Origin of the sequence: Streptomyces sp. NPDC050508 (assembly GCF_040655155.1) — a bacterium.
Classification (GTDB): domain Bacteria; phylum Actinomycetota; class Actinomycetes; order Streptomycetales; family Streptomycetaceae; genus Streptomyces.
Window position 1 is genome coordinate 349,206 of the sequence record NZ_JBFAJJ010000008.1, and the last position, 17,689, is coordinate 366,894.

The following is a 17,689-nucleotide window of genomic DNA, read 5'->3' on the forward strand; positions in this document are numbered from 1 at the left end:
CCCGCGGTGAACCAAGTCGTCGAACGCCCCGTAGCGGTCTACGGTCACCGAATTCGACGCGGGGGTTCGAGCTCGTGAAGTCGTCGCCATGCACATCTAGGGGCTCAGGTGTTGCTTCGAGCGGAGTGGCGGCCTGATCGCCCTGCCGCCAGGCTGGCAGGGGGGCGTACCGGCACGCAGGACGGACAGACGCGACAAGGGGACTGGTTCCACATGCAGATCGATCTGACGGGACGCACCGCCCTGGTCACGGGCTCGACGCAGGGCATCGGCGCGGCCATCGCCGCCGGACTCGCGCGCTCCGGCGCCCGTGTGGGGGTGAACGGCCGGAACGGGCAGCGGGTCGCGGAGGGCGTGGCGCGGCTCGCGGTGGAGGTCCCCGGTGCGGACTTCGTTCCCGTGGCCGCCGACGTGGCGAACGAGGAGGGCGCGCAGCGCGTCCTGGAGGCGCTGCCGGAGGTGGACATCCTCGTCAACAACCTCGGGATCTTCGGCTCCGCCGACCCGCTGGAGATCAGCGACGAGGAGTGGCGGCGCTATTTCGAGGTGAACGTGCTGGCCGCGGTACGGCTGACCCGTATGTACCTGCCCGGCATGACGGAACGCGGCTGGGGCCGGATCCAGTACATCGCCAGCGACTCGGCGGTCGTCGTCCCGGCCGAGATGATCCACTACGGCATGTCCAAGACCGCGCTCCTCGCCGTCGGCCGCGGCTTCGCGAAGCAGGCGGCGGGCACGGGGGTGACGGTCAACTCGGTCATCGCCGGCCCCACCCACACCGGCGGCGTCGAGGACTTCGTCCACGAACTCGTCGACCGCGACCTGCCCTGGGACGAGGCCCAGCGCGAGTTCATGCGGAAGCACCGGCCGCAGTCCCTCCTGCAACGGCTGATCGAGCCCGAGGAGATCGCCCACATGGTCGTCTACCTCAGCTCCGACCAGGCTTCGGCCACGACGGGCGGAGCCCTGCGCGTCGACGGCGGATACATCGACTCGATCCTGCCCTGACGCGGCTCGTCGACCAGCGGGAGCCGAACCGGCCACGCACAACACCGCGATCATGACCACGGTGCTGATCGTCCTGGGCGCGAAGCACGTGCGTTTCTTTGCGCTCCGGACGGGTCGACCTCACGACCGGCTTCCTCTCTGCTGATAGCCCCTTCCTTCCATCACAGGTCAGCGGTCTGCCCCGCTGGGAACGGCGTCCGGCGCGCGATGGAACCTAGATGACCGGTCGGCTAGCTTCAGAGGCATGGTTCGGATCCGCATCCGATCCAGTCCCTGAAGCCCCGTCCCCTTCGAACCCGGAGCACAGCGATGAACGACAACGGACGTCAGGACGGCATCCACCCCTTCCCTGCCGGCGTGGAGTCACGTGAGATCGAGACCAACGGCGCCAAGATCCACGTACGCGTCGGCGGGGACGGTCCAGCGGTCGTCATGCTGCACGGCTTCGGCACGACGGGCGACATGTGGGGGCATCTGGCGAGCGCCCTCGTCGAAGACCGCACAGTCGTCGCACCCGACCTGCGTGGGCTGGGTCTCTCGTCGAAGCCCGACGGCGGCTACGACAAGAAGAACCAGGCGGCGGACGTGTGGGGCGTCCTGGACGCCCTGGGCGTAGGCTCGATCGAACTGGTGACGCACGACATCGGCATCATGGTCGGCTACGCGGTCGCCGCCACCCACCCCGAGCGCGTCAGCCGATGGGTGGCGATCGACGCGCCGCTGCCCGGCATCGGTCCCTGGGACCAGATCACGCAGGATCCGGCCATGTGGCACTTCGGCTTCGGTGGTCACGACATGGAGCGCCTGGTCGACGGTCGGGAGCGCATCTATCTCGACCGCTTCTGGAACGAGCTCTCCGTGGTCCCGGAGCGGTTCGACGAAGCGAAGCGCGAGCACTACGCGGCGCTCTATGCGCAGCCCGGCGCGATGCGGGCGAGCTTCGCGCAGTTCCTGACGTTCAGTCAGGACGCCGCCGACAACAGCAAGTTCCTCGCCCAGGGCAAGCTCCGGATGCCGGTCCTGGCCTTCGGCGGCGAGGCCACGTTCGGCCCCGGCATCGGTGAGGTGCTGCGGTGTGTCGCCGAGGACGTCGAAGACGCGGTCATCCCGGATTGCGGGCACTGGATCACGGAAGAGCAGCCGCAGGCGACGACGGACCTGGTCGTCGAGTTCCTGCGCCGGACGCGTTGAACTGAAAGGCGGCCCCTGCCTTTGAGGCTGCCGCCCTGTCGGGTGTGAGGCGGGACGTCGTCGGTGGTCAGCGACGTCCCGCCCTTTCGCGCGGCCGACAATGCCCACGTCACCGAAGTCGTGTCGCACATCTAGTCATACCGACCAGTCGGTACTAGCCTCCGCTCGAACGGAAGGAGCCCCCACCTCCCGCCGCCCACTCCGTCCCCGGCCGTTCCAAAGGGAGTCGTATGTCTTCCGCCTCCGCACCATTCGACACGCGAGGCCCCGGTGCCGACGCGCCCGGCGCCGGCGCACGCGGCTCGCTCACCCGGCTGTACCGCCGCGACCTGGCGGCATATCCGGCCACCGGGCGACGCATGTCGTATCTGGCGATCGTGGTGGTCACGACCGTCGTGCTCTACTACATGCTCTACATCCAGTACGCGGTGGCGACGTCGATCATCACGCACTTCGACATGACCTACCGCTACTTCGTGTGGGTCTCGGTCATCGGCAACGCGGTCGGGGCCTTCGCCTCGCTCGTAGCCGGCCTCGCGGACCGGTGGGGGCGGGCGAACCTCGTGGTCTACGGCCTGCTCGTCGCCGCGCTCCTCGTCTTCTTCGGACTGCCCAACGCCGGTGACAAGACGACCTACTTGGTGCTGTTCGCCGTCGTGAGCCTCATCGAGGGCATCGTGCTGGTCGCGACCCCCGCGCTGATCCGGGACTTCTCACCGCAGCTCGGCCGGGCCACCGCGATGGGCTACTGGACGATGGGCCCGGTCATCGGCAGCCTGGTCGTCACGTCGGTGACCAGCAGCACGCTCGACACCGCCGGCTGGCAGGACGAACTGCGCTACTCCGGGGCGGCCGGGCTGGTCGTGTTCGTCGTCACCCTGTTCGCCCTGCGCGAGCTGTCGCCGGGACTGCGCGACCAGATCATGGTGAGCCTGCACGACCGGGCGCTGGTCGAGGCACGCGCCAAGGGGCTGGACACGGAGGCGGTACGACGCGGCGAGTGGCGGCAGATGCTGCGCCTGGACATCCTCGGCTCCGCCTTCGCCATCGCGGTCTTCCTGCTGCTCTACTACGCCGCGGTCGGCAACTTCGTCGTCTACTTCTCGACCACCTTCGGCTACAGCGAGCAGCGCACCAACGGCCTGGCCAACTGGTACTGGGCCGCGAACGCCCTCGCGCTGATCGTGGCCGGTCTGCTCTCGGACCGGCTGCTGGTGCGCAAGCCCTTCATGATCGTCGGCGGGATCGGGGCGATTGTGGCGACCGCCGTCTTCGCCTCGCTGGCCACCCATGCGACGACCGGTTACTACACCTTCGCCTGGCTGTTCGTCGCGATCGGTGTGTTCAGCGGAGTCGCCTACGCCCCCTGGATGGCGAGCTTCACCGAGACCGTGGAGAAACGGAACCCGGCCGCGACCGCCGCCGGTCTCGCGGTCTGGGGCTGGACAGTACGGATCGTGGTCGCCGTGTCGGCGGCGTTCATTCCGGTACTGGTCACCTCGGTGACCCCGCTCGTCGAACACGGCGCCCAGGTGGCAGTCGCACAGCAGCAGGCCGCCCCGGCGCTGGCCGTCGTCGACGCCCACCCCCAACTCTTCGCCGAACTGGGCAAGTACACGCCGACCACGACGCCTCCCGCCCTGGCCGCCCGAGCGGTCGAGGAAGTCGGCGCCGCCGACCTGGCCGTCGTACAGAAGGCGCAGCCTCAGCTCAAGGTGCTCAAGGAGTACGGGCCGAAGGTGCAGAAGGCCGTGAAGGACGGTCCCGGGGAGTGGCGCACCTGGTGGTGGATCTGCGTGGGCGGGCAACTCCTCTTCCTGCCCTTCGTGTTCGTGATGGCCGGCCGCTGGAGTCCGAAGAAGGCCCGCGAGGACGCCCAGGCCCACCAGGACGCCGTGGACCGCGAACTGGCCGCGCTCGCCGCCGGCGACGCCTGACCGGAGCACCGACCACCGCCGCGGCATGGGCCCGACAGCCCAGCCGCGGCGCGCCCGCCTCGCCCCCACACGCGGCTTCTTGCGCAAGGCCTCCGAAGGAACAGGCGGGAGCCCGCAGATCACGATGCGCACCGGCCGCCCCGGCTCCAGTGCACACAACCCGCGCACACATCCACGGAAACTCCCGGTAACTCGCGGGTGGAGACAGGAAGCGCGTTCTGTCTTACCTCCGGTTACCACCAGGTCAACGTGGGGATTTCGGCACGGAAGGCTCCGAGGCGAATTCGTCGCCCCCGGTACATGAGCCGCGACCTGGGGGCCTCCTCCATGGCTCCATTTCCTCGCACACCTGCTCGGCGCGATTGAATAAAAGGCAAGAACCAGTGGGGAATTGGGTTTCCTTTGAACCACGCCATCACAGCCCCCGTACCTCTGGGAAAGGTGAGAGCCAGGGTTTCAGCGCGAGGGATGGCCATGGTCGAGACGCACGTCTCCGTACACGAGTCAGTCGGCGGCCGGTACCGGCTCATGGAGGTCGCCCATCGCGAGACGAACCGTGTCTCCTGGTACGGCGAGGACACGATCGCCGAACGTCCCTGCCTCCTCACGCAGGTGACCCTCCCCGCCACTCTCGACGGGGAGAGCTCCCAGCGGATCACGGCCGGCGTCCTGCGCACCTCCGAGATCATGGTGCTGCTCTGTCCCACCCGGGTCGCCCCGGTCGTCTACGCCGTCGAGGAGTCCGGCACCCTGTGGACCGTCACCGACTGGATCGACGGCACACCACTGGGCCAACTCCTCGCCCAGCAGGGCACGTTCCACTACGTGCGGGCGGCCCGCATCGGACTCGAACTGCTCGACGTGCTGGAAGAGGCGCACAACGAGGGCATCACCCACGGCGAACTCAGCCCCGGCCAGGTGTTCGTACCGGACCGCGGCAGTGTCGTCCTCACCGGCTTCGGACTCGCGGGCGCCACCCTCGCCCCGCGGATCACCGCGCCGTCGTACGCCTCGCCCGAACAGGCCCGCGACGAGCGCATCGGGCCGGCCGCCGACCTGTGGGCGCTGGGCGCGATCCTCTACACACTGGTCGAGGGACACCCGCCGTTCCGCGACCGGGGCCGGCCCGAGGCGACCCTGAAGGGCGTGGACCGGCTCCCGATGCGCAGCCCGTCGCGCGCCGGGCCGTTGGCACAGGTCATCCAGGGACTGCTGCGCAAGAACTCGCGGGAGCGGCTGACCCGCCCGGTGGTCCGCGAGTCCCTCACCCGCATCCTCAACGACGACCCCTACGCCGACCGGGAACCGATCCCGCTGCCCCGGCTGCGACGGGCCTACGACGCCTTCCTCGGGGCGGGGACCACCTGGAGCGGACGCGGCATGGCCGCCGGGACGGCCCTGGCCGTCGGCACCGTCACGGTCGCCGTCCTCGCCGCCACTCACCAACTGCCGGGCACCCAGTCCTCGGCGGCCACCAGCCCCTCGCCCCGCCCGTCCGCCTCGGCCTCGGCCCCGGTCAGCACGCCGGGCGAGAACGTCGACGGGCACGCCTACACCCCGTCCACCACACCTTCGCCCACCTCGCCCGCCTCCCCTTCCGCGTCCGCCACGCCCTCCGCCACCTCGTCCCCCTCCCCCACTACCTCGGTACTGCCCGCCGGTTTCCGCGTGTTCAAGGCTCCGGAGGGCTTCTCCGTCGCGCTCCCCAAGGGCTGGAAGGTGCTGGAGACCCAGCAGGTGTCCAACGCCTACCGGGTCACCTTCGGCGCGACGGGCGACCCGCGCACGCTGGCCGTGACGTACAGCACACAGGCGGGTCCGGACCCGGTCGCCATCTGGCGCGACGACGTCCTGCCGGGGCTGAAGCAGACCGAGGGCTTCCAGCAGATCGGCGACATCCGGGCCACGACGTTCCAGGGCGACAAGGCGGCCGACCTGGAGTGGTTCTCCGGAACGGGCGACGACCGGGTGCGCACGCTCGGGCGCGGTTTCCTGATCGGCGGCGGGCGCAGTTTCTCGCTACGGTGGACGACGCCCGCCGACGAATGGAACGACGCGGCCAACCGCCAGGCGTTGCAGACCTTCTTCAAGACCTTCCGGCGGGAGTCGAACTGACGGCGACGCGAGGGCCGGGCACTCAAACCAACGGCAATGGGTGGATATAGGCTGCCTGTTCGCACCATGCCTCATCACAAGCCCAGGAGAGTCCGCCTTGACCGTAGTGATCGACCAGGCCGAGACGTCTTTCACCGCCCTCGACGACGCCGGCCTCGTCGCCCGGGACGCGCACGAGTTCGGAGCCTACGCCCGCACCGGCGGCTGGGCCTTCGGCCTCAAGGTGGCGCGCAGCGTACGCCCCGGCGGGCAGAGCGCGGACGAGACACAGAAGGTGTCCGCGAAGGAGTTCGCCGAACTCGCCGACTGCTCCCCCGAGCGTGTCATGCGTTACTACAAGGCCTGGGACCGGGCCGCGGACGACGGTCTCGTCCCGCACTTCGAGGAGCTGGCCCCCGGCCAGGAGGTCGAACTCCCGGACGCCGACGTGTGGTTGAACTACTACGTCTCCCGTTCCAGCGCCACCTCCGAGCGCGGCACCGCCATCTCCGAGGCCGCCGAGGCCGAGGGCATCCGGCCCACCAAGGCGCTGGAGGTCGCGGAGAACCCGACCGCGCTGCGCGCCGCGATCCTCGCCGACCCGTCCACCGCGCGGGCCGCCCGGCAGGCTCTGCTGGATCGCGTCCGCGAGGACCCTGAGCTGCAGTCCGAGCTGGCCCGGGACGTCGTACGCACCGACGACCTGAAGAAGGCCGTGGCAACGGAGAGCCGCTCGGCGGACCGGATCGGCTATGTCCGCCAGATCGCCGAGTCGGGCCAGATCAAGACCCCGGCCGGCCAGACCGTCGACGCACCCGTCGACCTGCGCCAGGAGGCCGAGCGCCACCTGTCGCTCCTCGACGAACTGGAGGACGGCGAGGACACCGGCGGGTGGGCCACCGAGGCCTACGACACGATGAAGAACCTGGTCGTCGAGGCGGTCGAGGCCGACCCCGAACTGCGCGTCCAGGAGAAGCGGACCAAGTTCTACAGCAGCCTGCAGAAGGCCACGAAGGCGTTCGAGGAGCTGACCTTCGACGACGCCCAGGACTTCTACGAGGACGACATGGTGCAGCGTCTGGAGGAGCTCCAGCAGGCCATCGACAGTTGCCTCACCGCGCTGCGCAAGACCACCACTCCGGCTGAGTAGCCGTACTCATGTAGCGACTTCGGCCTTCGGACACGATGGGCCTCCCCACGACAAGGGAGCCCCATCGTGTCCGTTCCTGCTTCCGCACCGCGGCGCCGTCTGCCCGCCGCCATGGTCGCGCTGGTGGTCGTCGGCATGGCCCTCTCCGCCTGGCATCCGCACGATCGCACGACGTGGTTCCTGGAGACCGTGTGGGTCTTCGTCGGACTCCCGGTGATCGTCCTGACCTGGCGCCGCTTCCCCATGACCGGCCTGCTGTGCTGTCTGCTCGCCGCGCACGCGCTGGTCCTCGCCGTGGGCGGCCACTACACGTACGCGGAGGTACCGGCGGGCGACTGGGTCCGGGACACGTTCGGTCTCAGCCGCAATCCCTACGACCGTCTCGGCCACCTCATGCAGGGCTTCGTACCGGCGGTCCTGGTACGGGAGTTGCTCACCCGCACCTCACCGCTGCCCGGCAGCCGCTGGCTGGCGCCGCTCACGGTGTGCGCGTGTCTCGCCTTCAGCGCCCTGTTCGAGCTGTTCGAGTGGGCGGCGGCCGTGATCGGCGGGCACGGCGCGGACGCCTTCCTGGCCACGCAGGGGGATGTGTGGGACACGCAGTGGGACATGTTCTGCGCGCTGATCGGAGCCACGGTGTCAGTGCTGGTGCTCAGCCGGGTCCACGACCGGCACATGGCGCGGCTCGAGGTCATCGGGTCCTCTTCGTACGCCGCTGCCGCGCCCACAGCGGCGGTACGAACCAGCACAGCGGGTGCCAGGTGACCACCCCGCCCGCGACCAGCCGGGGCACAGCGGGGCCGGGGTCTACCAGCGGCCCTCCACCTGGTCCTTGATCCGGTGGTCGTAGAGGTCCCGGATCGCGGTGAGCGTGTCCTCGGACAGGGCGGGCAGCTTGGCGGCGGCAGCGTTGGCGCGGGCCTGTTCGGGTGAGCGGGCGCCGGGGATCACCGAGGTGACACCGGGCTGGTCGATGATCCAGCGCAGGGCCAACTGGGCCGGGGTGTACCCCTCCGGGGCGAGGGCGGAGAACTCGGCGGCGGCCTCGACGCCCGTCGCGTAGTCCACGCCGGAGAAGGTCTCGCCCTGGTCGAAGGCCTCGCCGTGCCGGTTGTAGGTGCGGTGGTCGTTCTCCGGGAAGACCGTGTCCTTGGTGTACTTGCCCGACAGCAGGCCGGAGGCGAGCGGCACGCGCGCGATGATGCCGACGCCCGCCGCCTGCGCGGCCGGGAGCACCTGGAGCAGCGGCTTCATACGGAACGCGTTGAGGATGATCTGCACGCTGGTCACGTTCGGCCGGGCGATCGCGGTGAGGGCTTCCTCGCAGGTCTCCACGCTCACGCCGTACCGGGCGATGCGCTCCTCGGCGACCAGGGCGTCGAGGGCGTCGAACACCTCGTCCGAGGAGTAGACCGGCGTGGGCGGACAGTGCAGCTGCACCAGGTCGATGCGGTCGACGCCGAGGTTGCGGCGCGAACGGTCGTTCCACGCGCGGAAGTTGTCGAGGACGTAGTTCTCGGGGATCTGGTCGACGCGGCGGCCCATCTTCGTCGCGACCAGGACATGCAGATCGGGCCGACCGCTCAGAAACGTGGCGATGGTCTGCTCGCTGCGCCCGTCGCCGTACACGTCGGCCGTGTCGAAGAAGGTCACCCCCGACTCCGCCGCCGCCTCCAGCACGGCGAGGGCTTCCTTGTCGTCGACGTCTCCCCAGTCGGCACCCAGCTGCCAGGTACCGAGACCTACGACGGACAGTTGCTGATTCGACCTGCCGATTACACGTTCGTCCATGCCGTCAGTCTGTCATCCGCCACTGACATGCGCGGATCGGGCTCCTCAGGGTCGCGACCTGTGAATCTTTCACTCACACGAGTGAACCGGTTCGACAGGATGCCTACTCGTGTCAACTCCCGCCTAGCGTGTGCGCGTGACCGATCAAGTGGCGAACAACCTCCAGTCGGGGAACGGCAGTTCCGCTCCCTGGACCCGTCGCGGCTTCCTCCTCTCGGCGGCGGCCCTGGCCGCCGTACCCGTACTCCTGACGGCCGATCCGGCCGTCGCGGCGGCCGAGCTGCCCGACTTCCCGGCGGACGTCGACCTCTACCGCTCGGCGTACCGGAACTGGGTCGGCGAGATCACCGCCGACGGCCTGTGGGCGTGCGCGCCGACCGACGCCGGCCAGGTGGTGTCCGTCGTCAACTGGGCCTGGCAGCACGGCTGGCGGGTCCGCGCCCGCGGCTCCTCGCACGGCTGGTCGCCGCTGACGATCGAGTCGGGTACGACGTCCGAGGCGCCGGTGCTGCTGGTCGACACCGCCCCGTACCTCACCGCCCTGACCCTGGACTCCACCTCCGCCGTGCGGGCCGGTACGGGTGTCACCCTGGAGGCGCTGCTCACGTTCCTGGAGGGTCACGGCCTCGGTGTCACCGCCTCGCCCGCACCCGGCGACCTGACGCTCGGCGGCGCCCTGGCCATCGACGCGCACGGCACCGCCGTACCGGCGAACGGCGAGGAGCGGACGGCCGGGCACACGTTCGGGTCGCTCAGCAATCTGGTGCTGTCGCTGACGGCGGTGGTGTGGGACACGGACACCGGCGCGTACGTGCTGCGGACCTACACCCGAGACGAGGCGGACTGCGCGGCGCTGCTCACTCATCTGGGGCGTGCGCTGGTCACCGAGGTCGTGCTGCGGGTCGGGGCCAACGCGAACCTGCGCTGCCTGAGCCGTACGGACATCCCGGCCACCGAGTTGTTCGCGGCGCCCGGGTCCGGCGGGCGGACCTTCGCGAGCTTCCTGGACGAGTCGGGGCGGGCCGAGGCGATCTGGTTCGCGTTCACCGAGTTCCCCTGGCTGAAGGTGTGGAGCGTCGCACCGACCCGGCCGTTGACCTCGCGGCGCGTCTCGTCGCCGTACAACTATCCGTTCTCCGACAACGTGCCGACGCCGGTGGCGGATCTCGTCGGGCGGATCCTGTCCGATGGCGCGTGGTATCTGGCGCCGGTGCTCGGGAACGCCCAACTCGACGTCGCCGCGCTGGGGTTGACGACGACGCTGTCGGCGGACATCTGGGGGCCGTCGAAGAACACGCTGCTCTACATCAAGCCGACGACACTGCGCGAGACCGCGAACGGCTACGCGGTGCTCACCTCGCGGGCCCAAGTGCAGCGCGTGGTCCACGAGTTCACCGACTTCTACCAGGAGCGGCTCACCGCGTACGCCGCGCTCGGCCGGTTCCCCGTCAACGGCACCGTCGAGATCCGGGTGACCGGCCTCGACCACCCCACCGACACCGAACTCACCGACGCCCGCGCCCCGTTGCTGTCCGCGCTGCGCCCGAGCACCGAACACCCCGAGTGGGACACGGCGGTCTGGCTGGACGTCCTGACGCTGCCCGGGACGCCGTACGCGGAGGAGTTCCTACGGGAGTTGGAGCAGTTCCTGTACCGCTCCTACGACGGCACGGACGCCCTGACGCGGGTCGAGTGGTCGAAGGGCTGGGCCTATACGGAGAAGGCCGCGTGGAGCGACGAGGAAGTGCTGGGCACGGCGATCCCGGGCTCGTTCGGGGAGTCCGTGTGGGGACAGGCGGCGGGGACCTTCGACCGGCTGGACCCGCACGGGGTGTTCGGGAACGCCTTCCTGGACCGGTTGTTCGGCTAGGTATGGCGTCTCAAGAGGTTGATGCCATTCGGGGGCCGGTCCGGCCGGAGGTCGAGTTCCGCGAGGCGGGGGCGGAGGAACTACCGTTCGCCGACGGCAGCGTGCGCGGCGTTCCGTTCTTCGTGGCCTCCGCCTCCGCCTGACGGCGCGTAGCGTGTCGGGGCATGACGCTGTTGCCGGACCTGCCTCAGAACACCGCGCTGCTGGGCCTGTTGCGGGAGCAGGGTGTTGGGCAGGTGCACGGTGCCTACGCCTACGAGGGGTGGGAGCTGCATACCCACCCCGATCTGGTCGAGAGACTTGAGGACCTCGCTCCGCGCTGGCCCGTCCTGGCGACTTTCGGGGTGCCGGTGCTTGCGGCCAAGGGCATCGCCGCGGTTGTCGCCCGGGGCACGGGCGTGCTGCTGGTGCGTCTTCCCGAAGCGCCGCCCGAACCCCTGGAGCCCGCGGGGCCCTGTCCGCCCCTGACGGATCCGGGCCAGGGCTGGTATTCGGTCTGCCCCTGGCAGAGCGAGCTTCTTTCGGCGGAGTCCAAGCGCCTGTTGTCGCTGCTGGTCCAGCATGCGCTGTCGTATGCGGCGAGCCTGTCGAAGGACAACAGCGTCGACTGGCAGGGGCGCCCGGTACAGGCGCCGGACACACGCGGCGGCAAGGCCAAGGGCAGACGCCCCAGCAAGCACCAGGGCGGACGCGGACGACGGCGCTAGTTGGCATAGCGGGGTCACGTCCCGGCACTGGCTAGGCTTCCGGAGTGGCTCGCCGTGCCGGACGGTCGAGGACGGAAGAACAAGGAGAGTCGTGACCCGCTGGTCCACCGCTCTGAAGACGGCGGGTATCGCCGACCCGCGACTGCGGCGCGCCTACGACGCCCAGCGCGGGCTCGTCCGCAGGTTCGCGCCGCACGAGTACGTGGCGGTACGGCTGTTGCTGCCGGCGGAGCTGCATCCGCCGGCCGTCGCAGCGGTGGCCTACATGCACGCCACCGACGAGCTGATCGACACCGGTGACGTCGATGTCCGTACGGCGACCCTCGCCTCCTGGGACGCCGAGACCACGGCGGCCCTTGCGGGCAGCGAACCGCCTGACCAGGACACCCTGTTGGCGCTCCGGAACACCGCGCGCCGGTACCCGCACATGGTGGCCCGGGTGCGTGCCTTCCTCGACGGCGCTCGGGTCGAGGCGAGTTGGACGGGCTTCGAGACGGAGGCCGACTTCCAGGCGTACGTGGACAGTTACGCGCTGCCTGCCCTGATGCTCACCGCGTCGCTGCTCGCGCCCGATCCCGACGCCGGAGCCGATGACCCGTTCGTCAGCGGGTGCCGTGCCCTGATCGAGGGGTTGCAGCGCGCCGACTTCCTGGCCGATCTCGCGGAGGATGCCGCGAACGGCCGTATCGGCATCCCGGAGGACGAACTGGTCCGGCACGGGCTGAAGTTCGAGGATCTGCGGAACCGGTCGGAGGGGTGCGTGCCCGCGTTGGAGCGGCTGGTCCGGGCACAGGCCGATCTCGCCGAGGCCACGCTCACGGAGGGCCGTCTGCTTCCCGGTCTCGTCGCGGCCGAGTACCGGCCGTTTCTCGACGCCCTGATCGCCGTCCAGGAACTGCGACTGCGCGCGGTGCGTCGCGCGGGTGGGAGGCTCCTGCTGCGTGGGGCGGGCCCGGCGGCCTTCGCCTCCTTGCGTGTCCTGGCCCGGGGGTACCGTCGCGCGCGTGCGGAGCGACGTCGGGCGCGCTAGGCCCTGTCGTCACATTCCCGTCGTCCGCCCCGAGGCAGGCGGGAATTTGACGACAGGGCCAAGCTCAGCGGGGCGTCAAGTGGGCCTGCACGGTGGGTCCGTAGCGGTCCACGATGGTGTCGATCGCGGTCGCGCGCAGCCGCGTGCCGCGCGCGATGCCGTACATGACGCCGAGGCCGAGGAGAGTCGCCACGGCGAGTTCGGCGCGCAGGGCGGCGTCCGGCCCGGGGAGCCGTTCGGCGAGGCGGTCGACCACGTGGGCGCGGAAGTTGACGCGCAGGATGTCGCCGTGGTCACCGTGCAGGGGTGCGAACGCGATCCGCAGCAGCGGGTCGGCACCCCGTTCGCGCTGGCTGACCAGGACGTGGCGGACCATGTGGCGGCCGAGTTCGTCGAGCGGGGCGTCCAGCAGGTTCTCCGCGTCGGCCTCGAAGGACATGACGCGGGCGAAGAGGGCGTCCTTGTTGCCGAAGTACTTGAGGATCAACGGCGCGCTGACACCGGCGCGTTCGGCGACGGCCTTGAGGGTGATGTCGGCGTGCGCGTTCCGCGCGAGGAGGTAGCGGGCGGCCCTGAGGATCGCTGCCTTGGTCGCCTCGGCGTCCCGGCGTGCGGGCGGGGACGCGGTGGGTGGAGTGGTGCTCACGGCACTCATGCTCCCTCCAGCGCCTCGTCCCGCGCGCCCTCCGTACGGTCCCCGGCGCGCCGCGTGTCGTCGGGCGAGGGGTCGCCCGGGATGGTCAGTGCCGCCGCGCTCGCCACCAGGGCGATCACGCCCGCGATGGCGAACGCCATCAGGTATCCGTGCAGCGTGGGCAGCGGGAGCCCGCCGACCAGGCTGGTGTGGTGCACCAGTACGGCAGCGACCACGGCACTGGAGGCGGCCTGGCCGATGGTGCGCATCAGGACGTTGACGCCGTTCGCGGACGCGGTCTGGCCGGCCGGGACGGCGCGCAGGATGAGCGTGGGCAGCGCCGAGTAGGCGAAGGTGGTGCCGGTGGCCACGATCGTGGCGCCGAGGATGATCGTCCACAGGTCACGGCTGTCGGCGATGCGCACCACATAGCCGAGCGCGATGATCGCGGCGCCGAGGGCGAGCGTGATGCGCGGGCCGCGGGCCGCCGAGATCCGGGCCGAGACGGGCGAGAGCAGCAGCATGGTGATGCCGCCGGGCAGCAGGCACAGGCCGGTCTGGACGATGGTCAGTCCGAGCCCGTACCCGGTGGCTTTGGGCGCCTGCACCAGCTGGGCGGTGACCAGGGAGTTGGCGTAGAACGCGAAGCCGGTCAGCAGGGCCGCCACGTGGGACAGGCCGACCCTGGGCCGGGACACCAACCGCAGGTCCACCAGCGGGAGTTCGGTGCGCAGTTGCTGCCACCACCACAGGGCGAGCACGACGACCGCGCCGAGGAACAGCGCCAGGATCCGCGGGCTGCCCCATCCCCACTGGCCGCCCTGGGACACGCCGAGGAGCAGGCTCACCAGCCCGACGGCCAGGCCGAGCGCGCCGAGCACGTCGAAGCGGCCGGGTTCACGGACTGGCGACTCGCGCACCGCCCACCAGATCGCCGCGACGCCGATCGCGCCGAGGGCGCCGGTCGCCCAGAACATGACGTGCCAGTTGGAGTACTGGACGATCAGTGCCGCGAGGGGCAGTCCGAGCGCGGCGCCGATGCCGACGGTGGAACTCATCAGCGCCACCGCGCTGCCCCTGCGTTCCGCGGGCAGTTCGTCCCGCAGGATGCTGATCGACAGGGGGACGACGGCGGAGGCGGCGCCCTGGAGGGCGCGGGCCGTGATGAGCACGCGGATGTCGGAGGACAGGGCGCACATGACCGAGCCGACGGTCATCAGGCTCAGGGCGCCCGTCAGGACCCGCCGCTTGCCGTACATGTCGCCGGCCCGGCCGAGTACGGGGGTGAGGACGGCGCCCGAGAGCAGAGTCGCGGTGACCATCCACGAGACGGCGCCCGCGGAGGAGTGGGTCAGCCGGGGCAGGGACGGCAGCAGGGGTACGACCACGGTCTGCATGACCGCCATGAGGATCCCGCCGAAGGCCAGCACCGGAACGGTGAGCCGGTCCCGCAAGGGGGACCGTCCGGTGGTGCCGGGCTGGTCGGGTATCGGGACGGGCTGGCCCATTGGCACTCCAGCGGACACGTAAAAGAAGGTGAATGGCTATTCACCCTATCCGGTGAATAGCCATTCACCCAACGTGCTGGGGAGACAAGGCGCCCTACTTGCGGGAGGCGAGCGCCCGCGCGTGCACGGTCCGCGCGACCTTGGGGCCCAGCCAGCGTTTGAACCGCCGCAGCGCCTCCAGCCGTCCGGCTGCCTTGTCGATGCCGTAGTACACCTGGGGCGGGACGTACGGCAGCAGGGGCGAGTGGCGCTGGCCGAGCAGGGCGAACATGCGGTGCGGGGGCAGGTGGATGTAGCGCTGCAGGTTCTCGTACCACTGGGCGCTGTAGCGGGCCGCGCTCTGGATGGACAACAGGGCTGATTTACGGCGCAGTTCGTAGGCGGCGAGGGCCTGCGGCAGTTCGGTGTGGTCGCGCAGGGCGTCGGCGAGCGCGATGGCGTCCTCCAGGGCGAGGGTGGTGCCGGCGCCGATGGAGTAGTGGGTGGTGTGGGCGGCGTCGCCGAGCAGGACGAGGTTGTCGCGGTGCCAGGTGCGGTTGGTGAGGGTGCGGAAGTTCAGCCACTGGGCGCTGCCGTCGGCCGAGGCGCGGCCGATCAGGGAGTGGCCGTCCAGGAGGTCGGCGAAGAGCTTCTCCAGCAGGGCGAGTCCGTCGGCCTCGGGCGCGCTGTCGAGGCCAAGGCCGGTCCAGGTCTCGGGGGCGCACTCGATGACACAGGTGCTGCCCTCGGGGCCGAACGCGTAGCCGTAGCACCAGATCCAGCCGTGGTCGGTCTCCACGAAGGCGAAGGTGAAGGAGCCGAAGACCTTGCTGGTGCCGAGCCAGATGTACTGGTTGCGGCCGGGCTTCAGTTCGCTGCCGAAGTGGTCGGCGTGGCGGGTGCGCAGCGCGCTGTTGACGCCGTCGGCGGCCACGACCAGATCCGCGTCGGGCAGGTCCTCCGCAGTGATGTCGTGGTCGAACTCCAGCCGTACGCCGAGGGATCTGGCCCGCTCGGCGAGGATCTTGAGGAGGCGGTGGCGGCCGATGCCGTGGCCCTCGTCCCCGGGCTGAGTGGTCGTCAGGTCCCGGATGCGGGCGACGCCGTCGCTCCAGCGCACCGAGTGCTCGTCGACGGCCTGCGCCGACTCGGGGTCGTACTCCCGGAGTTGGTCGAGCAGTCCGCTCCAGTACGTCACGCCCCAGCCGTAGGTCGAACCCTCGGGGTTGCGCTCGTAGACGGTGATGTCGTGGGACGGGTCCTGCCGCTTCAACAGGATCGAGAGATACAGGCCTGCGGGCCCGCCTCCGACACAGGCGACCTTCACGCGCACACCCCTGGGTTTTACTCAAAGTGGTCAAGTGGAACCGCAGAGTAGCAGGATGGGGCGACAGGACAATTCGCGTCGACCGGGGCGCGGGAGCCACGCCACCCGCCTGGACGCCCGTCGGGAGAGAACACCGGAAACACTCCTGCCAAGGGGAGGAATGAAGCGCGCGCTCTCCGACGGCCGTCACGATCACGTGTCCGGTGCTGCACCGCGCGCAACGGGACGGGTGGGCAGGCCAGTTGGGGTGCGGCCGGTCCGGTCACGTCGGGGCGGGTGTGTCCGTCGGGCGGCTCGGGGCCGGCGGGCAGGTGGTTCAGCCGTGGGGCCGGTACGCCGGTGCGGAGGTCCGGCCGGGGCGGCGACGCGGGAGCGAACGGAGTCGGGTGCGACGAGGGAGCGCGCTCAGGCTGATGACTTCGAGTTCGCCGGTGCCGACGAGTCCGCGGTCGACGAGTTCGGTGGCGAGGTGTTCGTGGGTGGTGTCGCAGGCGCGGACCGTCGACCACGCCTCCTCGCTGATCCGGCCCGACCTGAGCAGCAGGCCTTCGATGCCCGGGGTGCCGGTGACGACCACGGTGCAGGAACGGGTCCGAGCCTGGAGGGCAGGCGGGTGCGGGCGATCTCCGCTATTTCACAGGCGCCCTGACTGGCACTCACATCACCCGCCTCCGTACAGGAAAGTCCGGTGACGGCATCGAGCAGCGCGGCTCCACTGCCTAGACCTGGGACTCCGCCGTACGGCACTCCGGGTGGCCCCACCCCTGGGCGTTCTTGCTGATGGGCTCGCCGGCCACGTAGGCGCGACCGCACAGGCAGCGGCCGGGGAACTTCGCCTTGATCGTGCGCGCCGACGAACTGCCGCTCTTGCGTGGCGACTTGGCACCGGCGGGCCGCGAGGACTTCTTCGGGGTGTCGGGCGAGGGGGGCGGCTCCGGGGAGCCGAGGTCGCTGCCCGCGGGCTCCTGGACGATGGCGGCCTGGCTGGCCGCGCGGTCGGCGAAGTCGTTCAGCGGGTCGCCGTCGACCTGGTGGGCGGGGACGTAACGGAACTCGACCGAGCGGCCGTCGAGCAGTTCGTCGATGCGGACGACCAGCTCCTGGTTGGCGACGGGTTTTCCGCCGGATGTCTTCCAGCCGTTGCGCTTCCAGCCGGGCAGCCAGGTGGTGACCGCTTTCATGGCGTACTGCGAGTCCATGCGGATCTCCAGCGGCACGTCCGGTGCGGTCGCCGTCAACAGGCGCTCCAGCGCGGTCAGTTCGGCGACATTGTTGGTGGCCTTGCCGAGCGGGCCGGCCTCCCAGCGGGCCGGGCTCTCCTTGTCGTCCGAAACGACCCAGGCCCAGGCAGCGGGCCCGGGATTTCCCTTCGAAGCCCCGTCACACGCGGCCACCACACGTTCACGCATGCGCCCGATCATGCCATGCCTGCTAATATACAAGTGTCAATTAGTCCACCTTGT

15 protein-coding genes are annotated in these 17,689 nt (G+C 70.2%); 9 read left to right on the forward strand and 6 right to left on the reverse strand.

The window, feature by feature from the left end:
• Positions 1–213: 213 nt before the first annotated feature.
• From AB0I69_RS24700 to AB0I69_RS24725, 6 genes are all read left to right on the forward strand, one after another.
• Complete coding sequence (locus AB0I69_RS24700; RefSeq protein ID WP_363097834.1) at positions 214–1,008, forward strand: SDR family oxidoreductase; 795 nt, start codon at positions 214–216, stop codon at positions 1,006–1,008.
• Positions 1,009–1,317: 309 nt separating this feature from the next.
• Positions 1,318–2,199, forward strand: a complete 882-nt coding sequence (locus tag AB0I69_RS24705; protein WP_363097835.1) for an alpha/beta hydrolase — start codon at positions 1,318–1,320, stop codon at positions 2,197–2,199.
• Between the two features lie 230 nt (positions 2,200–2,429).
• Positions 2,430–4,136, forward strand: a complete 1,707-nt coding sequence (locus AB0I69_RS24710; RefSeq protein WP_363097836.1) for an MFS transporter — start codon at positions 2,430–2,432, stop codon at positions 4,134–4,136.
• Between the two features lie 468 nt (positions 4,137–4,604).
• Positions 4,605–6,251, forward strand: coding sequence for a serine/threonine-protein kinase (locus tag AB0I69_RS24715; RefSeq protein ID WP_363097837.1), 1,647 nt, complete (start codon positions 4,605–4,607; stop codon positions 6,249–6,251).
• A 97-nt stretch (positions 6,252–6,348) separates the two neighbouring features.
• A complete protein-coding gene (locus AB0I69_RS24720; protein ID WP_363097838.1) occupies positions 6,349–7,380 on the forward strand; it encodes a hypothetical protein in 1,032 nt (343 codons plus the stop codon).
• A 111-nt stretch (positions 7,381–7,491) separates the two neighbouring features.
• Entirely contained in the window at positions 7,492–8,145 is a 654-nt protein-coding gene (locus AB0I69_RS24725; RefSeq protein ID WP_363097925.1) for a DUF2238 domain-containing protein, read from the forward strand.
• Positions 8,146–8,187: 42 nt separating this feature from the next.
• Here AB0I69_RS24725 and AB0I69_RS24730 read toward each other — a convergent pair whose 3' ends face one another.
• The gene (locus AB0I69_RS24730; RefSeq protein ID WP_363097839.1) at positions 8,188–9,171 is read right to left on the reverse strand and encodes an aldo/keto reductase; all 984 of its coding nucleotides are present in this window, start codon (positions 9,169–9,171) and stop codon (positions 8,188–8,190) included.
• Between the two features lie 136 nt (positions 9,172–9,307).
• Between AB0I69_RS24730 and AB0I69_RS24735 the strand changes: the two genes are divergently transcribed.
• The 3 genes from AB0I69_RS24735 (at position 9,308) to AB0I69_RS24745 (ending at position 12,778) form a co-directional block, all read left to right on the forward strand.
• The gene (locus tag AB0I69_RS24735) at positions 9,308–11,041 is read left to right on the forward strand and encodes a cholesterol oxidase substrate-binding domain-containing protein (protein WP_363097840.1); all 1,734 of its coding nucleotides are present in this window, start codon (positions 9,308–9,310) and stop codon (positions 11,039–11,041) included.
• A 164-nt stretch (positions 11,042–11,205) separates the two neighbouring features.
• A complete protein-coding gene (locus AB0I69_RS24740; protein WP_363097841.1) occupies positions 11,206–11,748 on the forward strand; it encodes a hypothetical protein in 543 nt (180 codons plus the stop codon).
• 91 nt (positions 11,749–11,839) lie between these two features.
• Entirely contained in the window at positions 11,840–12,778 is a 939-nt protein-coding gene (locus AB0I69_RS24745) for a squalene/phytoene synthase family protein (protein ID WP_363097842.1), read from the forward strand.
• 64 nt (positions 12,779–12,842) lie between these two features.
• On the opposite strand, the gene AB0I69_RS24750 is transcribed toward AB0I69_RS24745, so the two are convergent.
• The 5 genes from AB0I69_RS24750 to AB0I69_RS24770 all read right to left on the reverse strand — a co-directional run bounded on the left by AB0I69_RS24750 (position 12,843) and on the right by AB0I69_RS24770 (position 17,647).
• Positions 12,843–13,433: a TetR family transcriptional regulator gene (locus AB0I69_RS24750; protein ID WP_363097843.1), complete on the reverse strand. Its 591-nt coding sequence runs from the start codon at positions 13,431–13,433 to the stop codon at positions 12,843–12,845.
• A complete protein-coding gene (locus tag AB0I69_RS24755; protein WP_363097844.1) occupies positions 13,430–14,920 on the reverse strand; it encodes an MFS transporter in 1,491 nt (496 codons plus the stop codon). Before AB0I69_RS24755 ends, AB0I69_RS24750 begins: the two co-directional genes overlap by 4 nt.
• Before the next feature lie 94 nt (positions 14,921–15,014).
• Entirely contained in the window at positions 15,015–16,226 is a 1,212-nt protein-coding gene (locus tag AB0I69_RS24760; RefSeq protein ID WP_363097845.1) for an FAD-dependent monooxygenase, read from the reverse strand.
• Positions 16,227–16,542: 316 nt separating this feature from the next.
• Positions 16,543–16,803 (reverse strand): hypothetical protein, encoded by a 261-nt coding sequence (locus AB0I69_RS24765; protein ID WP_363097846.1) that lies wholly within the window; start codon positions 16,801–16,803, stop codon positions 16,543–16,545.
• Positions 16,804–16,945: 142 nt separating this feature from the next.
• A complete protein-coding gene (locus AB0I69_RS24770) occupies positions 16,946–17,647 on the reverse strand; it encodes a ribonuclease H (RefSeq protein WP_363097848.1) in 702 nt (233 codons plus the stop codon).
• Between the last annotated feature and the right edge of the window lie 42 nt (positions 17,648–17,689).